Origin of the sequence: Kitasatospora sp. NPDC058184, assembly GCF_042883725.1 — a bacterium.
In the GTDB taxonomy this organism is placed as follows: Bacteria; Actinomycetota; Actinomycetes; order Streptomycetales; family Streptomycetaceae; genus Kitasatospora.
The window spans coordinates 128321-149923 of sequence record NZ_JBHVVE010000011.1 but is presented as its reverse complement, the minus strand read 5'-3'; the positions used below and the strand labels follow the sequence as shown (position 1 = coordinate 149923).

Sequence of the window (21603 nt, the reverse complement as noted above, 5' to 3'; positions counted from 1 at the left end):
TACGGCGCGGTTCAACGGCGGTGCGGTTCAACGGCCGCTTGGTTCAACGGCTGCACGGTTCAACAGCCGCGCGGTTCAACAGCCGTGCGGGGCTCGGGCCCGGCCGGCCGCGCGGGGGTACGGGTTCAACGGCCGCGCGGGGGCCAGGGTTCAGCCGGCCGGGCAGGGCCAGGGCGCGAGGACCGTACGGTCCAGGTCGGCGAGCCGGGGGCGGCCCAACAGGGCCATGGTGTGCTCCAGTTCCTCGCGCAGCAGGTCGAGCACCCGGTGCACCCCGGCCTCACCGTCGGTGGCCAGGCCCCAGAGCGCGGGGCGGCCGACCAGCACGGCGCGGGCGCCGAGGGCGAGGGCGATCGCGAGGTCGGTGCCGCTGCGCACGCCGCCGTCGAAGAGCACCGGCAGTTCGGCGGGAACGGCGTCGACCACCTCGGGGAGGGCGGCCAGGGCCGGCATCGCACCGTCGAGTTGGCGGCCGCCGTGGTTGGAGACCAGGACGGCGTCGACGCCGTGCTCGACGGCCAGCCGGGCGTCCTCGGCGGTGAGGATTCCCTTGAGGACCAGCGGCAGCCGGGTGCGTTCGCGCAGCCAGGCCAGGTCGGTCCAGCTCAGTGCGGGGTCGAACTGTTCGCGGGCGTGCTCGGCGATGCCCGAACGTCCGGCGGTGGCGCGGTGGCTGGCGGCCGTCAGGGCCTGGTCCAGGTTGACCGCGCGGACGGCCGACGGGACGGCGAAGCCGTTACGCAGGTCGCGCAGCCGGCGGCCGATCCTGGGGGCGTCCACGGTCAGCACGAGCGCGCCGTAGCCGGCCGCCTCGGCGCGTTCCACCAGGGCGGCGAGGACGGCACGTTCGCGCAGCCAGTACAGCTGGAGCCAGAGCGGGCCGGTGGCGGCCGCGGCGATCTCCTCCAGCGTCCGGCTGGCGAACATGCCGGCGACCAGCAGGGCGCCGGCCCGGCCGGCGGCGCGCGCGGTGGCGGTCTCCCCCTCCGGGTCGACCAGCCGGTGGTAGGCCATCGGGGCGATGCCGAGCGGGAGGCTCAGCGGTGCGCCGAGCAGGGTCAGCGCGGGGTCGCAGGCGGAGACGTCGACCAGGGTGCGCGGGCGCAGCGCATGGCGTCCGAACATCTCCCGATTGGCCGTCAGGGTGCGTTCGGCGCCGCTGCCGCCTTCGATGAAATCCCAGATTTCCGGTGGGAGTTGGGCGTGCGCCGCACGCTCGATCCCGGCCAGCGTGAGAAGTCCCACGGGCATTCCTCGTTCCAGGACGGCCACACACGGGCCGGTCCTGCTTCGGCAGCGTAGGAGCAACGACCACATTGGTATAGACCTTGATTTGACCAAACGTCTGTGCCAAGGTCTGGCCACGGAATTGGCCGTTCGGATTTGTTAACGGCGTTCATGTCAAAATCCCCTCACTTGTGTGGAGCCGCGTTGACCGGCTTTCTCCCCTCCGTACTTCCGCCTGCCCTCCTGCCGCACTCCGACGCCCCGGACTCCTGGGTCGACCGGCTGCTGCTGGCCGGACCCGGCGGCGAGGAGTGCCTGCGCCTCGGCGCACCGCTCGACCGGGACGCCCTGCGCGCCCTGGTCGAGGAGCAGTCCGAACGGCTGTCGGCCGCCGGGCTCGGACCCGGCGGGACGGCGGCGCTGCGGCTGCCGCCCTCGGTGGCGTTCGTCGCGGTGCTGCTGGCGTGCTGGCGCCTCGGCGCCCAAGTCGCCCTGCTCGACCACCGGTTGACCGACCACGAGATCGACGCGGCGGTGGCGCGGCTGGCCCCGCAGGTGCTGGTAGGCTCCGCCCATCGGTCGGCGGCGGCCCTGCGCGGCTTCTCCGAAGTCGAGCCGGTGGCCGTCCCGCTGGCGGACGGGCGCCCGGCCCGCACCGGACACGCGTTGATCCAGCTCAGCTCCGGATCCACCGGTCCGGCCAAGGTCATCGCCCGCACCGCGACCGATCTGCTGCGCGAACTCGATTGCTACCGAAGGCTGGTGGAGTTCCCCGGCGAGGGCGAGCGGGTCGTCCTGCTCTCCTCGGTGGTGCATGTGCTCGGCCTGGTCGGCGGGCTGCTCAACAGCCTGCACGCCCGGGTCGCGCTCACCGTGCCGGAGCGGATGACGGCGGCGGGCATCCTCGCCGAGGTCGCCGCGAGCGACCGGCCGACCACCGTGATCGGGGTGCCCTTCCACGCCGAACTGCTGGCGGGGGCGGTCGCTCCCCCGCCACTGCCCCGGCTGCGGCGGATGGTCGTGGCGGGCGAACTCGTCCGCCCGGGACTGCCCGCGCTGTTCACCGAACGGTACGGCGTCCCGCTCGGCACCATGTACGGCATGACCGAGACCGGGGTGATCGCCACCGACCTCTCCGGTACGCTCCACCCTGCCAAGCGGCCCGTGCACGGCATGCGACTGCGCCTGGTGAAAGGCGAGTTGCAGATCGGCACGGATTCCTCCCCGTACCCCGGACTGGACGATCCGACCCGCTGGTCCGACGGCTGGCTGCACACCCGGGACGCGGCCGAGCTGGCCGCCGACGGCCCGGTCACCGTGCTCGGCCGGCTGGACTCCCAGGTCTCGATCGGCGGCCTGAAGGTCGACCTCACCGAGGTCGAGCAGACGCTGACCGCGCTGCCCGACGTCCGCGAGGCCGTGGTGGTCTTCGACGGCGGCGCGATCGAGGCCTACCTGGCCACCGAACCCGGGACCGACCTCTCCTCCGTCCAGGACGGGCTGGCCCGCCGCCTGGCCGCCTACAAGCGGCCGCGCCGGCTCGCCCGACTGGACCGCCTCCCCCGCACCGCCACCGGAAAGCTGCTGCGCGACCCGGCCGCCCTGCGCGCGACCGCGACCGCCGGCTGACCGCGCCCACCGGCGCGCGGGCCGCACCCGGCCGCGCCCCGACCCCTTCGCGCCCCGACCCCTTCGCACCACCACCCCGACAAGGAGCCCACCATGCAGGACCGCATCCGCGCCTTCGTCCTGGCGGCACTCGCCGAGATGCAGTACGACGTCTCCGAGGTCACCGGGGACACCGACCTCGGCCCGGCCGGGCTGGACCTCGAATCGCTCGCCCTGGCCGACCTGTCGGTGCAGGTCGAGGACGAGTTCGGGATCAAGTTCGACCTGGACGAGATGGAGACCACCGCGCTGATGACGCTGGACGAGTTCACCGGCGACGTCGCCCGCCGGGTCGACGCCCTCGCCGCCACCTCCGGCAGCGCCGCGTGACCGGCTCCCCGCTCCCCGACGCCCTGCCGGACCGGGCCGAGGTCCTGACCATGCTGGCGGCGTTCGGGCAGCGCGCCGTCGACACCGTGCCCGAAGACCTCGGGTCGCTCGAACTCACGTGGCTCGTCGCCGAGTTCGAGCAACGGTACGGACTCCAGCTGGACCTGGACGACGACCGCTTCGGCGCGGTGCGCACCGTCGACGACGCCACCGGGCTGCTGCGCGAGGCCGTCCTCGCCGACCGCGCGGGCGCCCGGCCGTGATCCCCGGGGGCACGGGCTCCGGCCCACCAGGCCGGGCGGCCGACCGCCCGGTGGTCACCGGTGTCGGGGTGCTCAGCGCCGCCGGGCGCGGGCTCGCCGCACTCACCGAGGCCGCCACCCACGGCAAGGCCCTGTCCGGCCCGGTCACCCGCTTCGACGTGAGCGCCCGCCGCACCACCCGGGCCGCGCTGTTCCCCGACACCGTGCCCCTGGCCTGCACCTTCCCCCTGGCCAGGGCCGTGCTCGACGCGATCGGCCAGGCCTGCGGGCAGGCCGGGCTGACCGCCGCCGAGGGCGCCGGACTGCCCGTCCTGCTCGCCCTGCACAGCGACGAGCGCACCCGGGCGACCGCCGACGCGGTGGCCGCCGGGGTCCGTTCCGGGTGGGGCGCGCCGGGTGTCACCCGGGTGTACAACGGCGCCTGCGTGGCCGCCTCGACCGCCGTCGCCGACGCGGCGGCCCTGGTCGCCGCCGGGCGGCACGAGCGGGTCCTGGTCGCGGCCGGGCACCTGGTCGGACCGGGCGTCTTCGCGGTCTTCGACGCCGGACGGGCGCTGGCCCGGGACGGCGAGGCCCGTCCGTTCAGCGCCGGCCGCACCGGCACCCTGCTCGCCGACGCGGCCGCCGCCGTCCTGGTCGAGTCCGCCCCGGCGGCCGAACGGCGCGGCGCTCCCGCGCTCGCCCGGCTGGCCGGCTGGGGCCGGGCCGGGGACGCCCACCACGTCTGCCGCCCGGAACCGGAGGGCGACGGGACGGCCCGGGCGATCGATGCCGCGCTCACCCGCGCGGGCGTCGATCCGGCCGAGGTCGGCTACGTCAACGCCAACGGCACCGGCTCGACCCTCGCCGACCGGGCCGAGGCCCGCGCCCTGCGGCGGGTGTTCGGCCCGCACACCGACCGTCTGCCGGTCAGCTCCAGCAAGTCCGTGCACGGGCACGCCCTGGAGGCCTCCGCACTGCTCGAACTCGCCGTCACCATCGGCGCGTTGGGCACCGGCCTGCTCCCGGTCAACGCCGGCTGGCTCGGCCCCGACCCGGACCTCGCGCTGGACCTCGTCCTGGACGGCCCGCACGCCGCCAGGCCGCCGTACGCCCTCAGCCTCAACTCCGCCTTCGGCGGCGCCAACACCGCCCTCCTGCTGGCCCCGGGATGACCGCCACCGCCATGACCACCGCCGAGAACACCCCTGCCGACCACACCCACGGACTGCGGATCCTCGCCGAGGCCCGCCGCCCCGCACCCGGCCTGGACGGGCCGCCGCCACCGCTGCCCGGCTTCGCCGCCTCCGCCTTCAACCCGCTGGTCGCCGACACCGCCGAGCACTGCCTGCGCGCCTACCACGGCGAACCGCCCGCCCCCGGACGGACCGCCCTGCTGCTCGCCAGCGCGAGCGGCGACCTCGACACCGCGCGGGCCATCGAGCGCAGCGCCGAACCCGGACAGCGGACCGGCCCGCTGCTGTTCTTCCAGTCCAACCCCAACGCCGTCCTCGGGCACGTCTCCGCGCGCTGGGGCCTGACCGGCCCGATCGTGGCGATCTGCCCGGCCGAGGCCGAACCCGGCGTGGTCCCGGCCGAGGCGTTCGAACTCGCCGCACTGCTGCTCCAGGACGGCGACGCCGATCTGGTGCTGGCCGTGGCCGTCGAGCAGACGCCCGACGGGGACCGGGCCGCGGCCGTCCTGCTCGCCCGTCCGGCTGCGGGGAACCGGCCGGACTGACCCCTCCGAACCCTCCGACCGGACCGAACCGCCGCCCGGACTGAACCCCGCGACCGCCCCCGGCCGTAGGAACCATCGAGGCCCGGCGCCTGACGCAGCCGCACCCGGCACACCAGCGCCCCCGCCCGCCCCCGCCTCGCTCCCGGCACCCGCCGCCCGAGCGACCGACCGCACGCAGCCCGCCACTCGCCGCACGCCACACGCCGCCCGAGCAGCCGACCGCACCCGCCGCCCCCGCGCGGCCGACCGACCCTGCCACCCGATCAGCCGCCCGGGCCGTCCACCGGCCCCGAGGGAGGGATCCACCCCCGTGACCATCCGCAGCCTCCGCACCCAGCTCGCGGACGACCCCGACGTGGGCGCCGGCAACGTCCTGACCGCCCGGATCGCGCTCGGGCTCGACCTGGACGTACCGCTGCTCAGCTTCGACACCCCGGTGGACGACCACCCCGCCTGGCAGCCGTTCACCCTGCGCGAGCTGGACCGCGCCGTCCGGGCCCGCGCCGCCGCGCTGCACGGCCTGGGCATCACCCGGCGCGACCCGGTGGTGGTGTACGCGAGCGACGCCGCCGACCACGTGCTCGCCTTCCTCGCCCTGGCCCGGCTCGGCGCCGTCCCCGCGCTGCTCAACCCCAACCTGGACGGCGAACGGGCCGCCCGCTACATCGCCCGCCTCGGCGCGGCCGGCGTCCTCGCCGACCCCGCCCACCTGGCCGCACTGGCCGGCCACGACCCGGGCGCGCCGCTGCTGCCCGAGATCGCCACCCTCGGCGCCGGCGACCCGGAGGCCGCCCCGGAGCCGTACCGGCACTGGTCCGGCGACCCGGTGGCGATCACCCACTCCTCCGGCACCACCGGCATGCCCAAGGCCGTCGTCCACTCCCACGCGAGCCTGTACGCCGCGATCCGCCACCGGCTGCGGCTGCCCCGCCCGCAGGGCCAGGACCGGATGCTCAGCGCGCTGCCCGCCCCGCACGCCGCCACCCTGATCGCGCTCAACCTCGCGCTCAGCTCGCACACCGAACTCGCCGTGCTCTCCCGGCAGTCCGGCGACGGCGTGCTGGAGGCCGTCGAGCGGTGGCGGCCCACCGGGGTGATCGGCTTCGCCGCCACCTGGGCCGACCTCGCCCGGCACGACCTCGCCGCCCGCGACCTGACCTCCGTAGCGCTCTGGTGGAACACCGGCGACTGCGCCCACGAGGTGCACATCCGCCGCCTGATCGCCACCGGCAGCCGGGAGACCGTCACCCGGGCCGGCCGCACCCGGCTGCCCGGCTCGCTGTTCGTGGACGGCCTCGGCTCCACCGAGATGGGGCACTCGCACTTCTTCATCACCCACGGCCCCGGCACCGAGCGCTACGGCCGCTGCGTCGGCCGCCCGCACGCCTTCGTCGACTGCGAGGTGGTCGGCCCGGACGGCGAGCCGCTCGGGCCCGGCGAGGTCGGTGAACTCGCCACCGCCTCACCGACCCTGGCGCTCGGCTACTGGAACGACTCGGCCACCACCTTCCGCACCCGGCTGCGCGGCCGCTTCCTCACCGGGGACCTGATGTACCGGGACGAGGAGGGCTACTACTACCACGTGGACCGGGCCGTCGACTCGGTCGAACTCGGCAGCGGAAAGCGGCTGTTCACCGCGATGTCGGAGGAGCGGGTGCTGGCCGCCTGCCCGGACGTGCTGGACTGCACGGTGGTCGCGGTCCGGGACGGCGAGCGCGTCGTCACCGACGTGCTGCTGCTCCTCGCCCCGGACGCCGACCCGGCCGCGGACCGCACCGGGGCGGTCGTCGCCGCCCTGGACGAGGCCGCCGCCGCGACCGTCCGCAAGGTGCTGGTGGTCTCCCCCGACGACATCCCGCTCGGCCCGACCGGCAAGGTCCGCAAGGTCCTGCTGCGGGAGACCCACCTCGCGGCGGTGGGCGCATGAGCGAGCGGAGTGTGCGAGCAGGCGAGCGGGGCGGGCGCACGACCCCGCGCCCCGGCGCCGTCGTCACCGGCATCGGCCTGGTCTCCCCGCTCGGCCGCAAGCCCGCCGAGGTGTTCGAGGCGCTCACCGCCGGCCGCTCCGGCCTGCGCGCCGTCCCCGAGGGCCACGCCGCGCACGGCTGGCTGCCCGCCGCCGGGCTCGCCCCCGCCGTGGACGGCCGGGAGGTGCTGCCGCCGACCGAGACCCGCTGCGTGGACCGCTTCGTGCTGCTCGCCCTGGCCGCCGCCGACGACGCGCTCGCCGACGCCGGACTGGCCGTCGGCCGGGACGCCGACCCGCACCGCACCGCCGTGGTGCTGGCCACCGGCGGCGGCGGACTGGAGACCTTCGAGCAGCAGTCGCACCGCCGGCTGGAGCGCGGCCGCCCCGGCGTCAGCCCGTACCTGCTGCCCGGCATGCTCTCCAACATGGCCGCCGCCCGGATCGCCATCAAGCACGGCATCCGGGGCTACAGCTCCGCCGTGGTGACGGCCTGCGCGGCCGGCGCCCAGGCGATCGCCGAGGGGCTGCGGCTGATCCGGGCCGGCGACGCCGATGTGGTGGTGTGCGGCGGCACCGAGTCCTCGCTGCACCCGACCATCGCCGCCGCCTTCACCAACGCCCGGGCTCTGGCGCAGGGTTGGGACGACCCCGAGCAGGCCAGCCGGCCCTTCGACGCCCGCCGCAACGGCTTCGTGCTCGGCGAGGGCAGCGCCGTCCTGGTCCTGGAGCGGGCCGAGCACGCCGAGGCGCGCGGCGCCGCCGGCTACGCGGACGTCCTCGGCTGGGGCGCCTCCACCGACGCCCACCACCCGACCATGCCCCGCCCGGACGGCACCGGCGCCGCCGACGCGATGCGCGCCGCGCTCGCCAACGCGGGCCTGGCCCCGGGTGACATCGACTACGTGAACGCCCACGGCACCGGCACCAAACTCGGCGACGTGGCCGAGACCGCCGCGCTGCGCGCCGTCTTCGGCGCCGAGCCGCCCGCGGTCAGCTCCACCAAGGGCGCCACCGGCCATCTGCTGGGCGCCGCGGGCGCGTTGGAGGCGGCGGTGACCGCCCTGACGGTGGCCCGGGGGACGCTGCCGCCCACCCTCAACCTGACCGACCCCGACCCGGCCTGCGACCTGGACCACGTCCGGGGCGCCGCCCGGACCGTCCCGGTGCGCGCCGCGCTGAGCAACGCCTTCGCCTTCGGCGGCCACAACCTCAGCCTGATCCTCGGCCCGGCCTCCACCCGGACCGCCCGCTAGCGGTACCGCCGACAGCCGCCGCCCGACCGCGGTCGCCCGCCGCGCACCGCCGCGCGGCGCCGGCGCGCCCCGATCCTCGATCCACCATCCCTCCCGGGGGGAGATCCCGTTGTCCATCCAGACCATCACCCACGTCGAGTTCCACTGCGCGGACGCCGACAAGACCGCGGCCGGACTCAGCGCCGACCTCGGCTTCACCGCCGACGCCCCGGCCACCGCCCCGGACGGCTCCCGCACCATCGGGCTGCGCCAGGGCACCATCCGGCTGCGGCTGACCTCCGCCGCCGACCCGGAGCACCCGGTGGCCGAGTACGTCACCCGGCACGGGGACGGCGTCGCCGTCCTCGCCCTCGGCTGCGCCGACCCGGCGGCCGCACTGGAGCGGGCCGAGCGGCACGGCGCCCGGGTGCTCGACCGGGCCGGCGCCCTGATCGAGGGCTTCGGCGACACCGCGCTGCGCCTGGTCCCGCTGCCGGACGCCGAGGCCACCCCGGAGCCCCGCCTGCTGGACGGCCTCGACCACGTCGCGATCTGCCTGCCGACCGGCACGCTCGCGGAGGCCGTACGGTTCTGCGAGAGCGCGCTGGACTTCCGCACGATCTTCGAGGAGTACATCGAGGTCGGCGAGCAGGCGATGGACTCCAAGGTGGTGCAGAGCGCCTCCGGCGGCGTCACCTTCACCCTGATCGAGCCCGACACCACCCGCCGCCCCGGCCAGATCGACGAGTTCCTCGCCGCCCACGGCGGGGCCGGCGTCCAGCACCTCGCCTTCAGCACCCGCGACATCGCCGGCGCCGTCCGGACCGCCCGGGAGCGCGGCGTGGAGTTCCTGACCACGCCGGACGCCTACTTCGACGCCCTGGCCGACCGCTTCGGCGAGACGGCCATCCCGGTGGCGACCCTGCGCGACCTGCATGTCCTGGTCGACCAGGACCACGGCGGCCAGCTGTTCCAGATCTTCGCCCGCTCGACCCACCCCCGGCGCACCTATTTCCTCGAACTGATCGAACGGCAGGGAGCGGGCACCTTCGGCACCGCGAACATCAAGGCCCTCTACGAGGCCGTCGAACGGCACGGCCCCGCCGCCGAGGACCGGCCCGCCCCCGCACAGCCGAAGCAGGCCCGCGCGCTGGCCGCCGCCCCCGGGTTCCGGCTCACCGAGGCCGAGCGCGCCCTGCTGCCCACCCCCGACGAGGTGGCGCACTACCGCGAGCACGGCTGGTACCTCTCCCGCAGGCTCTTCAGCGACGAGGAGCTGGACACCCTCCAGGCCGCCACCGAGGCGTACTACGCCGGCCACCGGGACCGCGAACTGCCCGTCCGGCCACCCCGGTTGGCCTCCTGGCGGCCCGAGGACGGGCCGGTCCAGCGGCACAACGACTACGTGCACTACGAGAGCGACGCGATCGGCGCGATCCTGCGCAAGCCGCTGGTCGGCGCGGTGGCCGCGCTGCTCGCCGGCACCGAGGAGATCCGGGTCTTCCAGTCGACGCTCATCTACAAGCCCCCGGTGCCCGAGGAGCCCAGCAACCGGGTGCCGTGGCACTTCGACAAGCACTACTGGCAGACCTGTAGCTCCGAGGAGATGCTCACCGCCTTCATCCCGTTCCACGACTGCCGCGAGGAGAACGGCACCATCACCATGGTCGACGGCAGCCACCGCTGGCGGGAGCTGCCGTCCGGCGAGGACTCCACCCGGCACTTCGCCGACCGCGACGGCTCCGAGCTGGAGTCCATCCTGGCCGCCAACGCCGCCCACAACGGGCAGCGGGTGCGCAAGGTCCCGATGCTGATCCCGCGCGGCCACCTGTCCTTCCACCACTGCCGCACGTACCACGGCAGCGGCCCCAACCTCGCCTCCTTCCCGCGCCGGGCGGTCTCGCTGCACCTCCAGGACGGCGCCAACGAGTACCGCCGGCACGACCGGCCGGACGGCGAGCCGGTGGTGTACAACCACGACGTGCTGGTGGGCCGTACGGACGACGGCCGGCCGGACTACGCCGACCCGCGGTTCTGCCCGACGGTCTGGCGGGGGCGGCCGTGACCGCTCCCGCGCACCCGGCCGGCGAGGGCGCCGCACTGCCCGACAGCCCCGCCCCGCTGGACACCCCCGCCGAGCGCTACCGGATGCTGCGGCTGATCCGCGGCTTCGAGGAGCTGGCGCTCGGCCTGGTGAAGTCCGGCGCGATCCCCGGTGGCATCCACCCGTACATCGGGCAGGAGGCCGTCGCGGTCGGCGTCTGCTCGGCGCTCGGCCCGGGCGACCGGCTCGCCAGCACCCACCGCGGCCACGGCCACGTGCTCGCCCGGGGCACCGCGCCGCACCGGCTGCTCGCCGAACTCCTGGGGCGGGTCGGCGGGTCGAACGGCGGCCGGGGCGGCTCCATGCACGCCGCCGACTTCTCACTGGGCATCCTCGGCGCCAACGGCATGGTCGGCGCCGGTGCCCCGATCGCGGTCGGCGCGGCCTGGGCGGCTGTCAACCCCGGACGGACGACGGCCGAAGGGCCGGGAACCGAAGGGCCGGGGACCGACGGCCCGGAGGTCGGCCGGACCCCGGTCGCGGTGGCCTTCTTCGGCGACGGCGCGCTCAACCAGGGCGTCCTGCTGGAGTCGCTCAACCTCGCCGCGATGTGGCGCCTGCCGGTGCTGTTCGTCTGCGAGGACAACGGCTACGCCACCACCCTGCCCGCCGCCACCGCCGTCGCGGGCAGCGCCATCGGCCGGGCCGCCGCCTTCGGCATCCCCGCCGAGGAGGTGGACGGCATGGACACCGAGGCCGTCCGCACCGCCGCGCTGCGCGCCGTCGAGCGGGCCCGCCGCGGCCGCGGCCCGGGCTTCCTGGCCTGCCGCACCTACCGCTACGAGGGCCACCACACCATGGAGCGCCGGATGAAGCTGCGCTACCGCTCCCCCGAGGAGGTCGACGCCTGGCGCGAGCGCGACCCGCTCCCCAGGGCCGCCGCCCTGCTCGACCCGGCGACGGTCGCCGAGCTGGACCGCTCGGTGGCCGAACAGCTCGCCGCCGCCGAGGAGTTCGCGCTCGCCTCGGAGCACCCGGACCCGGCGGGCGCACTGGACCACCTGTACGCCGACGGGCTGCGGCCCCGGGCGGGGGCGACGCCGTGACCAGGCTCTCGTACACCAAGGCGCTCAACCGGGCGCTGGCCGACGAACTCGCCGCCGATCCGGCGGTCTGCGTCTTCGGCGAGGACATCGGCGCCGGTCTGGCCGGGCCGACCCTCGGCCTGCTGGACCGCTTCGGGCCGGGCCGGATCGTCGACACCCCGCTGTCCGAGCAGGCCTTCACCTCGATGGCCGTCGGCGCCGCGCTGGCCGGCCGGCGCCCGGTGCTGGAGTTCCAGATCCCGTCGCTGCTGTTCCTGGTCTTCGAGCAACTCGTCAACCAGGCCCACAAGTTCTCGCTGATGACCGGCGGCCAGGCCGCCGTCCCGCTGACCTGCCTGGTGCCCGGCTCGGGCTCCCGGGACGGCTGGGCCGGGCAGCACTCCGACCACCCGTACAGCCTGTTCGCGCACGCCGGGGTGAAGACCGTGGTGCCCGCCACCCCGACCGACGCCTACGGGCTGCTGCGCTCGGCGATCCGCGACCCGGACCCGGTCGTGGTGTTCGCGCCCGCCGCCGCGATGCCGGTGCGCGAGACCGTCACCTGGGACCTCGTCCCCGTCCCGCTCGGCCGGGCCCGGATCCACCGGCCGGGCAGCGACGTCACCGTGGTCGCCCTCGGGCACCTGGTGCACGACGCCCTCGCGGTGGCCGAGGAACTGGCGCCGGAGGTCTCGGTGGAGGTCCTCGACCCGCGCACGGTGTACCCCTTCGACTGGCAGGCGCTCGCCGACTCGCTGGAACGCACCGGCCGCCTGGTCGTCCTGGACGACTCCAACCGCAGCTGCGGCTTCGGTGCCGAGGTGCTGGCCACGGCCGCCGAGGAGATGCGCCTGGTCGCCCCGCCCCGACGGATCACCCGCCCGGACGGCGCCGTGCTGCCCTTCGCCCCCGCCCTCGACCGCGCCGTCCAGCCCGGCCGCGAGCAGCTGCGGCACGCGCTGGACCTCGTGCTGAAGCACCGCTGACCGACCGCGCCCCGAAGCGGCGCAGCCCCCGCGTACCTCGCGCACCCCGAACACTTCGATCGCCCAACAGCCCGACCAAGGAGCCACGTTGTCCACGAACCGCTACCACTGGGACCGCTCGCACCCCGGCCTGACCAGCCTCCAGCAGGCCATCGACCCGCTGCGCCGCGAGGTGGTCGAGCACTCGGTGTACCGCTCGCTCACCGGCATCGAGCGGGTCCGCACCTTCCTCGGCAGCCACGTCTTCGCCGTCTGGGACTTCATGTCGCTGCTCAAGAGCCTCCAGCGCGACCTCACCTGCGTGGACGTGCCGTGGGTCCCGAACGGCCCGACCGCCAGCCGCCGGCTGATCAACGAGATCGTGCTGGTCGAGGAGAGCGACGAGCTCGGCGAGGGCTACACCAGCCACTTCGAGCTGTACGTCGAGGGCATGCGGCAGGCCGGTGCCGACCCGCGCCCGATCGAGGAGTTCCTGGCCCTGCTGGGCTCCGGCACCGCCGTGCCGGACGCCCTGAAGAACGCCGGAGTGCCGCAGCCCGCCCTGGACTTCACCTCCACCACCTGGTCGATCGTGGAGAACGCGCCGGTGCACTGCCGGGCCGCCGCCTTCGCCTTCGGCCGCGAGGACCTGATCCCGGACATGTTCACCCAGGTCATCCGGATCGACGACCCCGAGGGCGCGCTCACCGTCTTCAAGGACTACCTGGCCCGTCACATCGAGGTCGACGGCGAGCAGCACACCCCGATGGCGATGCAGATGCTGATCGACCTGTGCGGCGACGACCAGGACAAGTGGGACTCCTGCGCCGAGACGGTCCGCACCGCGCTGCGCGCCCGGCTCCAGCTGTGGACCGCGATCGAGCGGTCCTTCTGAGGCCTGCCGGAGGACGTCCGTCGTCACGGTGGAAGGGCGCCCATGGGGAACCGACATCCCCCGTGGGCGCCCTTCCGCCGCCGGGGCCTGCCTTCGCACCCGCACCGGCGGGGCGGCTCAGAGCACCTTGGGCAGCACCCCGGCCGAGGCGGGCGGCCGGTCCCCGGCCCTGCGGAACCGGTGCAGCGCCGCCCGGCCCTCCGCCCCGCGCACCCGGGCGGCGAGTCGGGCCGGCAGCACCACGGTGGCCAGCCGGCCCTCGCCCCGGAACCCCTCGACCGTCCAACAGACCCAGGGAATCGGGTAGTTGGCCGCCGGACTGAACAGCACGGGCCGCTTCCCCTGGAAGCTCACCGCATAGGCGCCGAAGCCGCTCCAGTTGGAGAAGCTGAACCGGCGCGCCGCCGGGTCGAAGCCCAGCGGCACGCAGTCGCGCAGCCGGGAGCGGCCGAGGGTGGCCAGGAACCACAGGTTGGCGCGGAGGTTGAGGTGTGCGGTCGGGAACTCCTCGACCGCCGTACGCAGTGCGCCCGCGAGCACCGCCGGTCCTTCCTCGGGCCGGTGCGGCAGATGGACCTCGCTGAGGAGGTTGCCGAGCAGCGCGGGCGACAGGCCCAGCCAGCGGCGCGCGTTGACCGGCACGGTCAGCATCCGCTCGGCGCCGTCCCCGTCCAACTCCCGCAGGGTGCTGAGGAGGTGGGCGCAGAGCACGTCCCCGGAGGAGAGCCGGCGCCCGGCCGCGAGTCCGAACTCCTCGCGCATCCTGGCCAGTTCGGCGTCGGTGAAGGCGATCTGGACGATCCGGTTGGCGCGTGGCCCGACCGCCACCTCGCGGGCCAGCAGCTCCGCCTCCGCCGCCGAGGGCAGCCGGAAGCCGGGCCGGCCGCAGTCCTCGTCCGGGAGTACCTCGGCCAGCAACTCGTCCTGGTTATCGACGAGTTCGGCCTTCGGCAGCGGTTCGCCCTCGACCGCCGCGGACCAGGTCCGCAGCAGCAGCATGAAGCTGTGCAGGTCGCCGATCGCATGGTGCCAGGAGCAGCCGAGCACCGTGCCGCCGTCGGCCGTGCGGGTGAGGCGCACGGTGAGCAGCGGGACGCCGCCGTCGCGGGCGGCGGGGGCGTCCAGCGGGGCGACCAGTTCGGCGCCGGCCGCCGTCGCCCGGCCCATCGCCTCGGCGAGCGTGCCCTCCACGGTGTAGACCTCGAACGGCACGCCGGTGTCGTCGCAGACCGCCTCCAGGACGCCTTCGACGGTGCGCAGCCTTCCGGCGAAGACCGGCACCCGCTCCAGCGCCCGGGCCAGGCCGGCGGCGAGCCGGTCGTCGTCCAGCGGGTGCTCGAAGCAGAGCACGACCGAGACGGCGAGGTCGGCGAGCATGGTGTCCATCAGCCCGCAGCGCAGCACCCGGCCGGTGGCGTGCCCGGCCCGGACGGTCCGGGATCTTCGCAACTGCGGCCAGATGCTCATGGGTTCCGTTCCGAAGCACTCGACGACTCCCGGTGACGCGCGGGCGCGTTCCGGCGGCGCGCGATCCGCGGGCACGCCGAACGATAGTGGCGCGCGGAGGCAGTGGTCCAGTCCAATCCCGCACTCCGGCAGGGCTCTTCGGCCGGTGCGGCGACAGCGACGGCGATAGAATGCGCAGCATGGGAGAGCGCCCCGGCGCACCCTCCGCGCCGCCCCTCGTCCTGGTCACCGGCACCGCGTCGCGGGTGATCGACCCGACCCGGGCCTACCACCTCGGCCGCGACCCGACCAGCGAGATCGTCCTGGACGACCCCCGGGTGTCCTGGCACCACGCGATCCTGCGCGCCACCGGAGGGCACTGGCTGCTGGAGGACGTCGACAGCACCAACGGCACGTACGACGAGGGCCGGCGGGTCAGCCGCGAGGAGGTCGGCCCGGGCACCCGGCTGCGCTTCGGCGACCCGGCCGACGGCCCGTCCGCGGCCTTCGCCGGCCTTCCGGCACCCACCGCGCACAAGCGGCCGTCGCTGGTCGCCCCGCACCTCTCCGGCACCTTCCGCCGTCCGAGCGCCGTCCACCGGCTGCTCGGCCGCACCGTCCGGATCGGCCGCTCGCGCGACAACGACCTGGTCCTGGACAACCTGGTGGTCTCCCGGTACCACGCCGAACTGCGCGCGCTGCCCGACGGCGGCCACGAGATCGTCGACCTGGACAGCCACAACGGCACCTACCTCAACGGCCGCCCCGTCCAGCGCGCCCCGGTCGGCCCGGCGGACATCGTCGGCATCGGCCACTCCGCGCTCTGCCTGGCCGACGGTCGGCTGGTCGAGTACACCGACACCGGCGAGGTCTCCCTGGACGTCCGGCACCTGGTGGTCCGGGTCGGCCCCGACCACCGGGTGCTGCTGGACGACGTCGGCTTCCCGCTCGCCGAGAAGGCGCTGCTCGCGGTGGCCGGGCCGAGCGGCGCGGGCAAGTCCACCCTGCTCAACGCGCTCACCGGGCTGCGCCCCGCCGACCAGGGCACGGTGCTGTACGACGGGCGCGACCTCTACCGCGACTACGCCGAGCTGCGCCGCCGGATCGGTCTGGTGCCGCAGGACGACATCCTGCACACCCAGCTCACCGTCCACCGCGCCCTGTCCTACGCCGCCGAGCTGCGCTTCCCCGGCGACACCGAGCCGCACGAGCGGGAGGCCCGGGTCCGCGAGGTGATCCATGAACTGGGCCTGGACGGCCGGGCCGACCAGGTGATCGCCAGCCTCTCCGGCGGCCAGCGCAAACGGGTCAGCGTCGCGCTGGAGCTGCTCACCAAGCCGTCCCTGCTCTTCCTCGACGAGCCGACCTCCGGGCTGGACCCGGGCATGGAGCGCTCGGTGATGCGGATGCTGCGCGGGCTCGCCGACGACGGCCGGACGGTGGTCGTGGTGACGCACAGCGTGCTGAGCCTGAGCGTCTGCGACCGGCTGCTGGTGCTGGCCCCGGGCGGGCGGACGGCGTACTACGGGCCGCCCGGCGAGGCGCTGGGCTTCTTCGGCTACGAGGAGTGGCCGGAGGCCTTCGAGGCCTTCGAGGACGAGGACCACGACAGCTGGCAGCAGCGGTTCCGCGGCTCCCCGCAGTACGCGCGCTACGTGGCGGCCGAGGGCGGGCCGACGCCGTCCCCCCGTCCGCACCCGCATTCGCACCCGCCCCCGCACGAGCCCGCCGCGTCGGCCACGCCCGCCCCTCCCGTGATCGACTGGGACAAGCCGCAGGGCTGGTTCTCCCAACTGGGCACCCTGGTACGCCGGTACACCGCGGTGCTGGCCGCCGACCGGCTCTTCCTCACCATCATGGTGGTGCTGCCCTTCGTGATCGGCCTGATGTGCCGGGCGATGGCCGGCTCCCGGCTCTCCCCCGACAACGCCGTCAACTGCCTGCTCACGCTCTGCATCGGCGGGCTGCTCACCGGCGCCGCCAACTCGGTGCGCGAGCTGGTCAAGGAGCGCGCGATCTACCGGCGGGAGCGGGTGGTCGGGCTGTCCAGATCGGCCTACCTGGTCTCCAAGGTGGTGGTGCTCGGCACGGTCACGGTGGCCCAGGCCGCGGTGCTGACCGTGGTCGGCCTGGCCGGGGTGGACCTCTCCTTCGCGGTGCCGACCGGGGTGGTGATGCCGCAGCTGCCCGAACTGATCCTCGCGGTCGCGCTGCTCGCCTTCTCGGCGATGATGCTCGGCCTGGTGGTCTCGGCGCTGGTGGGCAAGGAGGAGGCCACCATGCCGCTGCTGGTGCTCCTCTCGGTGGTGCAGATCGTCTTCAGCGGCCTGATGCTCAAGCTGCACGGCGTCCCGGGGCTGGAGCAGTTCGCCTGGCTGGTCCCGTCGCGCTGGGGCCTGTCGGCGATGGCGCGCACCGTCGAGCTGCACGGCATCTTCCCGAACGCGATCACCGCCGACCCGATGTTCCGGCACCAGCGCACCGGCTGGCTGGTGGGCATCGCGCTGCTGCCCGCGCTCTCGCTGCTGTACGGCCTGGTGGTGCTGGCCCTGCTGCGGCGGCACGAGCCGAGCATCATGCGGCGCTAGCGGAAGGGCGACCGCCGCATGGACGAGCTCGCGTTCCGCCCCACCCACGTCGCCCCGCCGGACGGGATGGCCTCCTGGGCGGCACCCGACCCGGCCCGGCCGGACGCCCGGCTCGACGCGCTGCTGCCGCTGCAGCTGCTCGACCGCCGGGGCGACTGGGCGCGGATCCTCTGCTCCAACGGCTGGACCGCCTGGGTGGACGGCCGCCTGCTGGTCGCGCTGCCGCAGCCACCGCCCGCCGCCGGCGGCCCGCCCGCGCGGACCGCCGACCCGCGGCCGGCGCTGGCCGAGGCCGGGGGCGCACTCGACCGCTACCGCGCCCTGCTGGAGGACCTCGCCGGTGGCGCCCTCGACCTGGGGGCCTTCCGGGAGCGCACCCGGGGCCTGCGGATCGGCCTGGTGGTGGACGGCGAGGCGGTCTGGCTGTTCGACCCGGTGCACGACCGCTGGTGCTACGGCGACGGGCTCCAGCTCCAGACGTACGCGGCCACCGACCGGCCCAGCCCCTCTCCCGCGCCGTCGCCCGCGCCCGCGCACGGCCCGTCCGCGGAGGGCCCGTCCGCCCCCACCCGGACCGGTGAGCCGTGACCTCCGCCGAGCGCGACGGCGTCGAGCGGCCGTCCGCCGCACGCGACGCCGCCAAGCGGGATGTCCCCGAGCGGGACGCCACCGGTCTGCCCGCCGGGCTGGTCGGGCGGCGGGTCGCCGGCTACCGGCTGGAGAACGAGATCGGGCGCGGCGGCATGGCCGTGGTCTACCGGGCCAAGGACCTGCGGCTCGGCCGGACCGTCGCGGTCAAGCTGCTCGCCCCCGAGCTGGCCCGCAACGAGGTGTTCCGGCAGCGGTTCATGCACGAGTCGGAGGCCGCCGCCGCGATCGACCACCCGCACATCATCCCGGTGTTCGAGGCGGGCGAGCAGGACGGCATCCTGTACCTCGCGATGCGCTACGTGGAGGGCGGCGACCTGCGCGCCCTGATCAACCGCTCCGGCCCGTTCCCGGTCGGGCGGGCCGTCCGGTTCGCCCTCCAGATCGCCTCGGCACTGGACGCCGCGCACGACCACGGCCTGGTGCACCGGGACGTCAAGCCGGGCAACGTCCTGGTCGCCGCCGGGACGGACAGCGAGCACCCCGAGCACCTGTACCTGGCGGACTTCGGCCTGACCAAGAAGTCCCTCTCGCTCAGCGGGCTGACCACCGTCGGCCAGATCGTCGGCACGCTCGACTACGCGGCGCCCGAGCAGATCTCCGGCAGGCCGCTGGACGGGCGCTGCGACCAGTACGGCCTCGGCTGCGTGGTCTTCGAGATGCTCGCGGGCGCCCCGCCGTTCCGCCGGGAGAGCGACCTCGCGCTGCTCTGGGCGCACCTCAACGACCCGCCGCCCGCGCTGCGCGAACACCGGCCCGACCTGCCGACCGCCGTCGGCGCGGTGGTCGCCCGGGCACTGGCCAAGACGCCCGGGAAGCGGTACCCGAACTGCCTGGACTTCGTCGCCGAGCTGCGCGCGGCGAGCACCGCCGCCGCGCCGGAACCGTGGCGCGCCGACGGGCCGCCCACCCGGGTCGTCCCCGCGCTCGCCCCCGACCCGACCCCGGTGCCCGGGCCGCCCGCCTGGGCCGCACCGGTCGTCCACCCGCCGCCGTCGCCGCCCGCAGGGAGCCGTCCGTCATGAACGCCGTGAGCCAGGTCTTCGCCGTGGTCGCCGCGGCGATCCACCTGATCGTCTGGCCGCTGGAGAGCTTCCTGTACGGGCACCCGCGGGTGCGCCGCGTGCTGACCAGCAGCACGGCGGACGCCCCGGAGGTCCGGCTGTGGCGCGTCAACGTCGGTTTCTACAACCTCTTCCTGGCCCTCGGCCTGGTCGCCGGCCTGGTCCTGCTGCACACCGGACACCCGGGGGCCGGGCGGGCGGTGGTGCTCTACGTCGCCGCGTTCATGGTCGCGGGCGGGATCACCCTGTTCACCTCGGAGCCGAAGCTGTGGCGCGGTGCACTCGGCCAGGCCGTCCCGGCGGCGATCATCCTTCTGACGGAGGCTTTCTGACGTTTCATCACCATCTCTTCAGGCGTGCGGCTAAACTCCGCCTACCCCGCGACGGTCGCGGCGGCTGGGGGTGGCAGCAGTGGCGAAGATCCCGATCACCGACCGGTACGTCGTCGGCCTCGGCTGTCGGGTGAGCGTCCAGCAGGGCCTCACCTCGACGAAGGTCAGCTGGAGCGTCGCACACCTGCCGGAGGGCGGCTCGCCCCGGCCCACCGGCGGCAACAAGGAGATCGGCGTCATCTGCCCGCGCTGCCGGCGTTCCTTCTCCGTCCGGGTGGAGACCGCCACCAGGGCGCGGGTCAAGCGGCTGGTCCACCGGACGGTGGGCTGGCTGCTGGTGCTCTCGCTGCTGGCCCTCGTCCCGATGCTGGTCCAGCTGGGCGGCCGGACCGTCGAGGAGGGCGACGACCAGGCCGTCGACAACATCGGCCTGCTCTTCACGCTGGCCGCCGCGGGCGTGGTCGTCGGACCGTCGCTGCTGCTCAGTGCGGGCATCCACGACGGCATCGGGAAACTCCGGCTCATCCGGGCCGACGGCCGCAAGACCATGTGGGTGCGGGGCCACCGGCTGTTCTGAGCCGGGCCACGCCCCCCGCACCCGTCACTCGGCGTCCGCCGGCACCTCGCCGCGGTGCCGCACCCGGGTGGCGAGCAGGGCGCCGAGCGCGCCGGTCAGCAGCCCCCAGCCCGCCGCGAGCGGCACCGCCGTCCAGAGCACCGGGCGCAGGGTGAGGCTCCCGCCGCCCAGCCCGGCCAGCGGGTTGCCGCCGCCGAGCACGGCGCCCAGCAGGTCGCCCAGGCCGCCCTGGCCGAGGCCGACACCGAGCACGGAGAGCCCGTAGTCGGCGTCCACCCGGGTCCACAGACCCACCAGCAGCACGGTGACGGCGGTGGCGAGCGCGAACCGGACGGCGTGCCGCCAGAGCCGGACGGTGCGCGGCGCGCGGCGGGCCGCCAGGAAGGCGGCGGCGAGCAACAGGACGGCGGCCAACGGCAGCAGCCACCAGCTGCGGGCGTCCTGCTCCGCGAGGGCGCCGAGGTCGATGGTCGCCGGCCCGCCCCCGGGGGTGCGCAGCACCGCGCTGAGCGGCTTGGGGACGGGCAGGCCGAGCCCGCCGACCAGCCGCCCGTGCCACGTGGCGCCGAGCCCGATGCCGAAGGCCAGCCAGACCAGGTCGGGCAGCGCGAGCAGCACCACGGCCAGGGTCTGCCGGGGGTTCCCGTGCACGACCGCGGTCAGCACCCCGGCCACCGCACCGATCGCCAGGTACGCCAGCAGGACCAGCCAGAGCGCGAACGCGGGCGGGCGGACGGCGAGTTGGTAGCGCACCAGGGCGGGCGGCAGCGGGGCCCGCCGGGACACCGCGAAGGTGACCGCGAACACCACCAGCAGCCAGGCCAGCCCGATGCCCACGGTGGTCGGGCCGTCCGCCCGGAAGCCGACCTCCGGGGTCAGCCCGAGCGCGCCGCCGATCGACTGGGCCAGGTCGCCGCCGAGCGGGACGACGAAGCTGTGCCGGGCGCCGAGGGTGAGCAGCACCAGGGCGAGCACCCAGAGCAGCAGCGTCCGGCCGATCCGCCCGAGCAGCTCACCGCCGCCCGCGACCGCGCGGAAGCGCAGCTGGCGCAGGAACACCTCGGCCATCGCGACCGCGCCGACCACCGAGACGCTCAGCGGCATCGCGCTGATCCCGGCCCCGACCGCCGCGAAGTCCCCGGCTCCGCCGTCGAGTTCGACGGTGCCGCCGACGGCGAGCGCGAGCGTCGCGGCCAGCACGGCGGGGAAGCCGCCGTCCGGGAGGTCGTCGGCGCCGGCCAGCCAGAGACCGAGCGCGGCCACCGCCGCCATCGCGACCAGCCCGGCCAGCACGACGGCGAGCGCGTCCAGCCAGCCGCGTACGGCGCCGGGCGGGCCCGCGGCCCGGGTGGTGGGCTGCTGCATGCCGCCTCCTCGTCGCTCGCGGGGTGCACAGGGGTCCGGCCCGGGCGCGGCGCGATCGATCTCTGATCTACGCCCGATCGGCTCCCGGCCGGGTTCCGGCCGGGTTTCCAGGGTGGCCGACGGTCGGCGGGCACGCTCGGCGACGCCCCGGCACCTGCTGTTGCGGCGAACGGGGCAACGGGGGA

19 protein-coding genes are annotated in these 21603 nt (G+C 75.4%); 16 read left to right on the top strand and 3 right to left on the bottom strand.

Annotated elements, in window-relative coordinates:
* Positions 1–150: 150 nt before the first annotated feature.
* Complete coding sequence (locus ACFVXH_RS22405; RefSeq protein WP_387826426.1) at positions 151–1251, bottom strand: alpha-hydroxy acid oxidase; 1101 nt, start codon at positions 1249–1251, stop codon at positions 151–153.
* Positions 1252–1431: 180 nt separating this feature from the next.
* Between ACFVXH_RS22405 and ACFVXH_RS22400 the strand changes: the two genes are divergently transcribed.
* The 11 genes from ACFVXH_RS22400 to ACFVXH_RS22350 all read left to right on the top strand — a co-directional run bounded on the left by ACFVXH_RS22400 (position 1432) and on the right by ACFVXH_RS22350 (position 13398).
* Positions 1432–2856, top strand: a complete 1425-nt coding sequence (locus ACFVXH_RS22400) for a class I adenylate-forming enzyme family protein (protein ID WP_241853087.1) — start codon at positions 1432–1434, stop codon at positions 2854–2856.
* Positions 2857–2949: 93 nt separating this feature from the next.
* Positions 2950–3225, top strand: coding sequence for an acyl carrier protein (locus ACFVXH_RS22395; protein WP_049653814.1), 276 nt, complete (start codon positions 2950–2952; stop codon positions 3223–3225).
* On the top strand, positions 3222–3488 hold the full coding sequence (locus tag ACFVXH_RS22390; RefSeq protein ID WP_074004875.1) for a hypothetical protein: 267 nt from the start codon (positions 3222–3224) through the stop codon (positions 3486–3488). The genes ACFVXH_RS22395 and ACFVXH_RS22390 overlap by 4 nt, the downstream gene beginning before the upstream one ends.
* The gene (locus ACFVXH_RS22385) at positions 3485–4642 is read left to right on the top strand and encodes a beta-ketoacyl synthase N-terminal-like domain-containing protein (protein ID WP_387826422.1); all 1158 of its coding nucleotides are present in this window, start codon (positions 3485–3487) and stop codon (positions 4640–4642) included. Before ACFVXH_RS22390 ends, ACFVXH_RS22385 begins: the two co-directional genes overlap by 4 nt.
* Before the next feature lie 11 nt (positions 4643–4653).
* Complete coding sequence (locus tag ACFVXH_RS22380) at positions 4654–5208, top strand: beta-ketoacyl synthase N-terminal-like domain-containing protein (protein WP_387826419.1); 555 nt, start codon at positions 4654–4656, stop codon at positions 5206–5208.
* A gap of 310 nt (positions 5209–5518) precedes the next feature.
* On the top strand, positions 5519–7135 hold the full coding sequence (locus ACFVXH_RS22375; protein WP_387826416.1) for a class I adenylate-forming enzyme family protein: 1617 nt from the start codon (positions 5519–5521) through the stop codon (positions 7133–7135).
* Positions 7132–8430 (top strand): beta-ketoacyl-[acyl-carrier-protein] synthase family protein, encoded by a 1299-nt coding sequence (locus ACFVXH_RS22370; protein WP_387826413.1) that lies wholly within the window; start codon positions 7132–7134, stop codon positions 8428–8430. Before ACFVXH_RS22375 ends, ACFVXH_RS22370 begins: the two co-directional genes overlap by 4 nt.
* A gap of 109 nt (positions 8431–8539) precedes the next feature.
* Positions 8540–10474 carry a 4-hydroxyphenylpyruvate dioxygenase gene (gene hppD / locus ACFVXH_RS22365; RefSeq protein WP_387826410.1) on the top strand — a complete coding sequence of 645 codons (1935 nt, stop codon included), beginning with the start codon at positions 8540–8542 and terminating at the stop codon, positions 10472–10474.
* Complete coding sequence (locus ACFVXH_RS22360; protein ID WP_387826407.1) at positions 10471–11559, top strand: thiamine pyrophosphate-dependent dehydrogenase E1 component subunit alpha; 1089 nt, start codon at positions 10471–10473, stop codon at positions 11557–11559. Before hppD ends, ACFVXH_RS22360 begins: the two co-directional genes overlap by 4 nt.
* A complete protein-coding gene (locus tag ACFVXH_RS22355) occupies positions 11556–12524 on the top strand; it encodes an alpha-ketoacid dehydrogenase subunit beta (RefSeq protein WP_117492990.1) in 969 nt (322 codons plus the stop codon). The genes ACFVXH_RS22360 and ACFVXH_RS22355 overlap by 4 nt, the downstream gene beginning before the upstream one ends.
* A gap of 88 nt (positions 12525–12612) precedes the next feature.
* Entirely contained in the window at positions 12613–13398 is a 786-nt protein-coding gene (locus ACFVXH_RS22350) for a DUF3050 domain-containing protein (protein ID WP_074004880.1), read from the top strand.
* A gap of 117 nt (positions 13399–13515) precedes the next feature.
* Here ACFVXH_RS22350 and ACFVXH_RS22345 read toward each other — a convergent pair whose 3' ends face one another.
* Positions 13516–14865 (bottom strand): acyltransferase, encoded by a 1350-nt coding sequence (locus tag ACFVXH_RS22345; protein WP_387826403.1) that lies wholly within the window; start codon positions 14863–14865, stop codon positions 13516–13518.
* Between the two features lie 179 nt (positions 14866–15044).
* On the opposite strand from ACFVXH_RS22345, the gene ACFVXH_RS22340 reads away from it, so the two are divergent.
* The 5 genes from ACFVXH_RS22340 (at position 15045) to ACFVXH_RS22320 (ending at position 20053) form a co-directional block, all read left to right on the top strand.
* Complete coding sequence (locus tag ACFVXH_RS22340; protein ID WP_387826400.1) at positions 15045–17432, top strand: FHA domain-containing protein; 2388 nt, start codon at positions 15045–15047, stop codon at positions 17430–17432.
* 18 nt (positions 17433–17450) lie between these two features.
* Positions 17451–18020, top strand: a complete 570-nt coding sequence (locus ACFVXH_RS22335; RefSeq protein WP_387826397.1) for a hypothetical protein — start codon at positions 17451–17453, stop codon at positions 18018–18020.
* Positions 18021–18106: 86 nt separating this feature from the next.
* A complete protein-coding gene (locus ACFVXH_RS22330; protein ID WP_387826673.1) occupies positions 18107–19105 on the top strand; it encodes a serine/threonine-protein kinase in 999 nt (332 codons plus the stop codon).
* Complete coding sequence (locus ACFVXH_RS22325) at positions 19102–19476, top strand: DUF1304 domain-containing protein (RefSeq protein ID WP_387826395.1); 375 nt, start codon at positions 19102–19104, stop codon at positions 19474–19476. Before ACFVXH_RS22330 ends, ACFVXH_RS22325 begins: the two co-directional genes overlap by 4 nt.
* Before the next feature lie 79 nt (positions 19477–19555).
* The gene (locus ACFVXH_RS22320) at positions 19556–20053 is read left to right on the top strand and encodes a hypothetical protein (RefSeq protein ID WP_049660167.1); all 498 of its coding nucleotides are present in this window, start codon (positions 19556–19558) and stop codon (positions 20051–20053) included.
* A 24-nt stretch (positions 20054–20077) separates the two neighbouring features.
* Here ACFVXH_RS22320 and ACFVXH_RS22315 read toward each other — a convergent pair whose 3' ends face one another.
* Positions 20078–21418, bottom strand: a complete 1341-nt coding sequence (locus tag ACFVXH_RS22315) for a streptophobe family protein (RefSeq protein WP_387826392.1) — start codon at positions 21416–21418, stop codon at positions 20078–20080.
* Positions 21419–21603: the final 185 nt, after the last annotated feature.

What these genes read in the sequence shown, in the direction of transcription:
- ACFVXH_RS22395 (WP_049653814.1), top strand. Translation starts at nt 2,950, where the DNA reads ATGCAGGACCGCATCCGCGCCTTCGTCCTGGCGGCACTCGCCGAGATG.
- ACFVXH_RS22340 (WP_387826400.1), top strand. Translation starts at nt 15,045, where the DNA reads ATGGGAGAGCGCCCCGGCGCACCCTCCGCGCCGCCCCTCGTCCTGGTC.
- ACFVXH_RS22315 (WP_387826392.1), bottom strand. Translation starts at nt 21,418, where the DNA reads ATGCAGCAGCCCACCACCCGGGCCGCGGGCCCGCCCGGCGCCGTACGC.
- ACFVXH_RS22370 (WP_387826413.1), top strand. Translation starts at nt 7,132, where the DNA reads ATGAGCGAGCGGAGTGTGCGAGCAGGCGAGCGGGGCGGGCGCACGACC.
- ACFVXH_RS22335 (WP_387826397.1), top strand. Translation starts at nt 17,451, where the DNA reads ATGGACGAGCTCGCGTTCCGCCCCACCCACGTCGCCCCGCCGGACGGG.
- ACFVXH_RS22325 (WP_387826395.1), top strand. Translation starts at nt 19,102, where the DNA reads ATGAACGCCGTGAGCCAGGTCTTCGCCGTGGTCGCCGCGGCGATCCAC.
- ACFVXH_RS22380 (WP_387826419.1), top strand. Translation starts at nt 4,654, where the DNA reads ATGACCACCGCCGAGAACACCCCTGCCGACCACACCCACGGACTGCGG.
- ACFVXH_RS22405 (WP_387826426.1), bottom strand. Translation starts at nt 1,251, where the DNA reads ATGCCCGTGGGACTTCTCACGCTGGCCGGGATCGAGCGTGCGGCGCAC.
- ACFVXH_RS22345 (WP_387826403.1), bottom strand. Translation starts at nt 14,865, where the DNA reads ATGAGCATCTGGCCGCAGTTGCGAAGATCCCGGACCGTCCGGGCCGGG.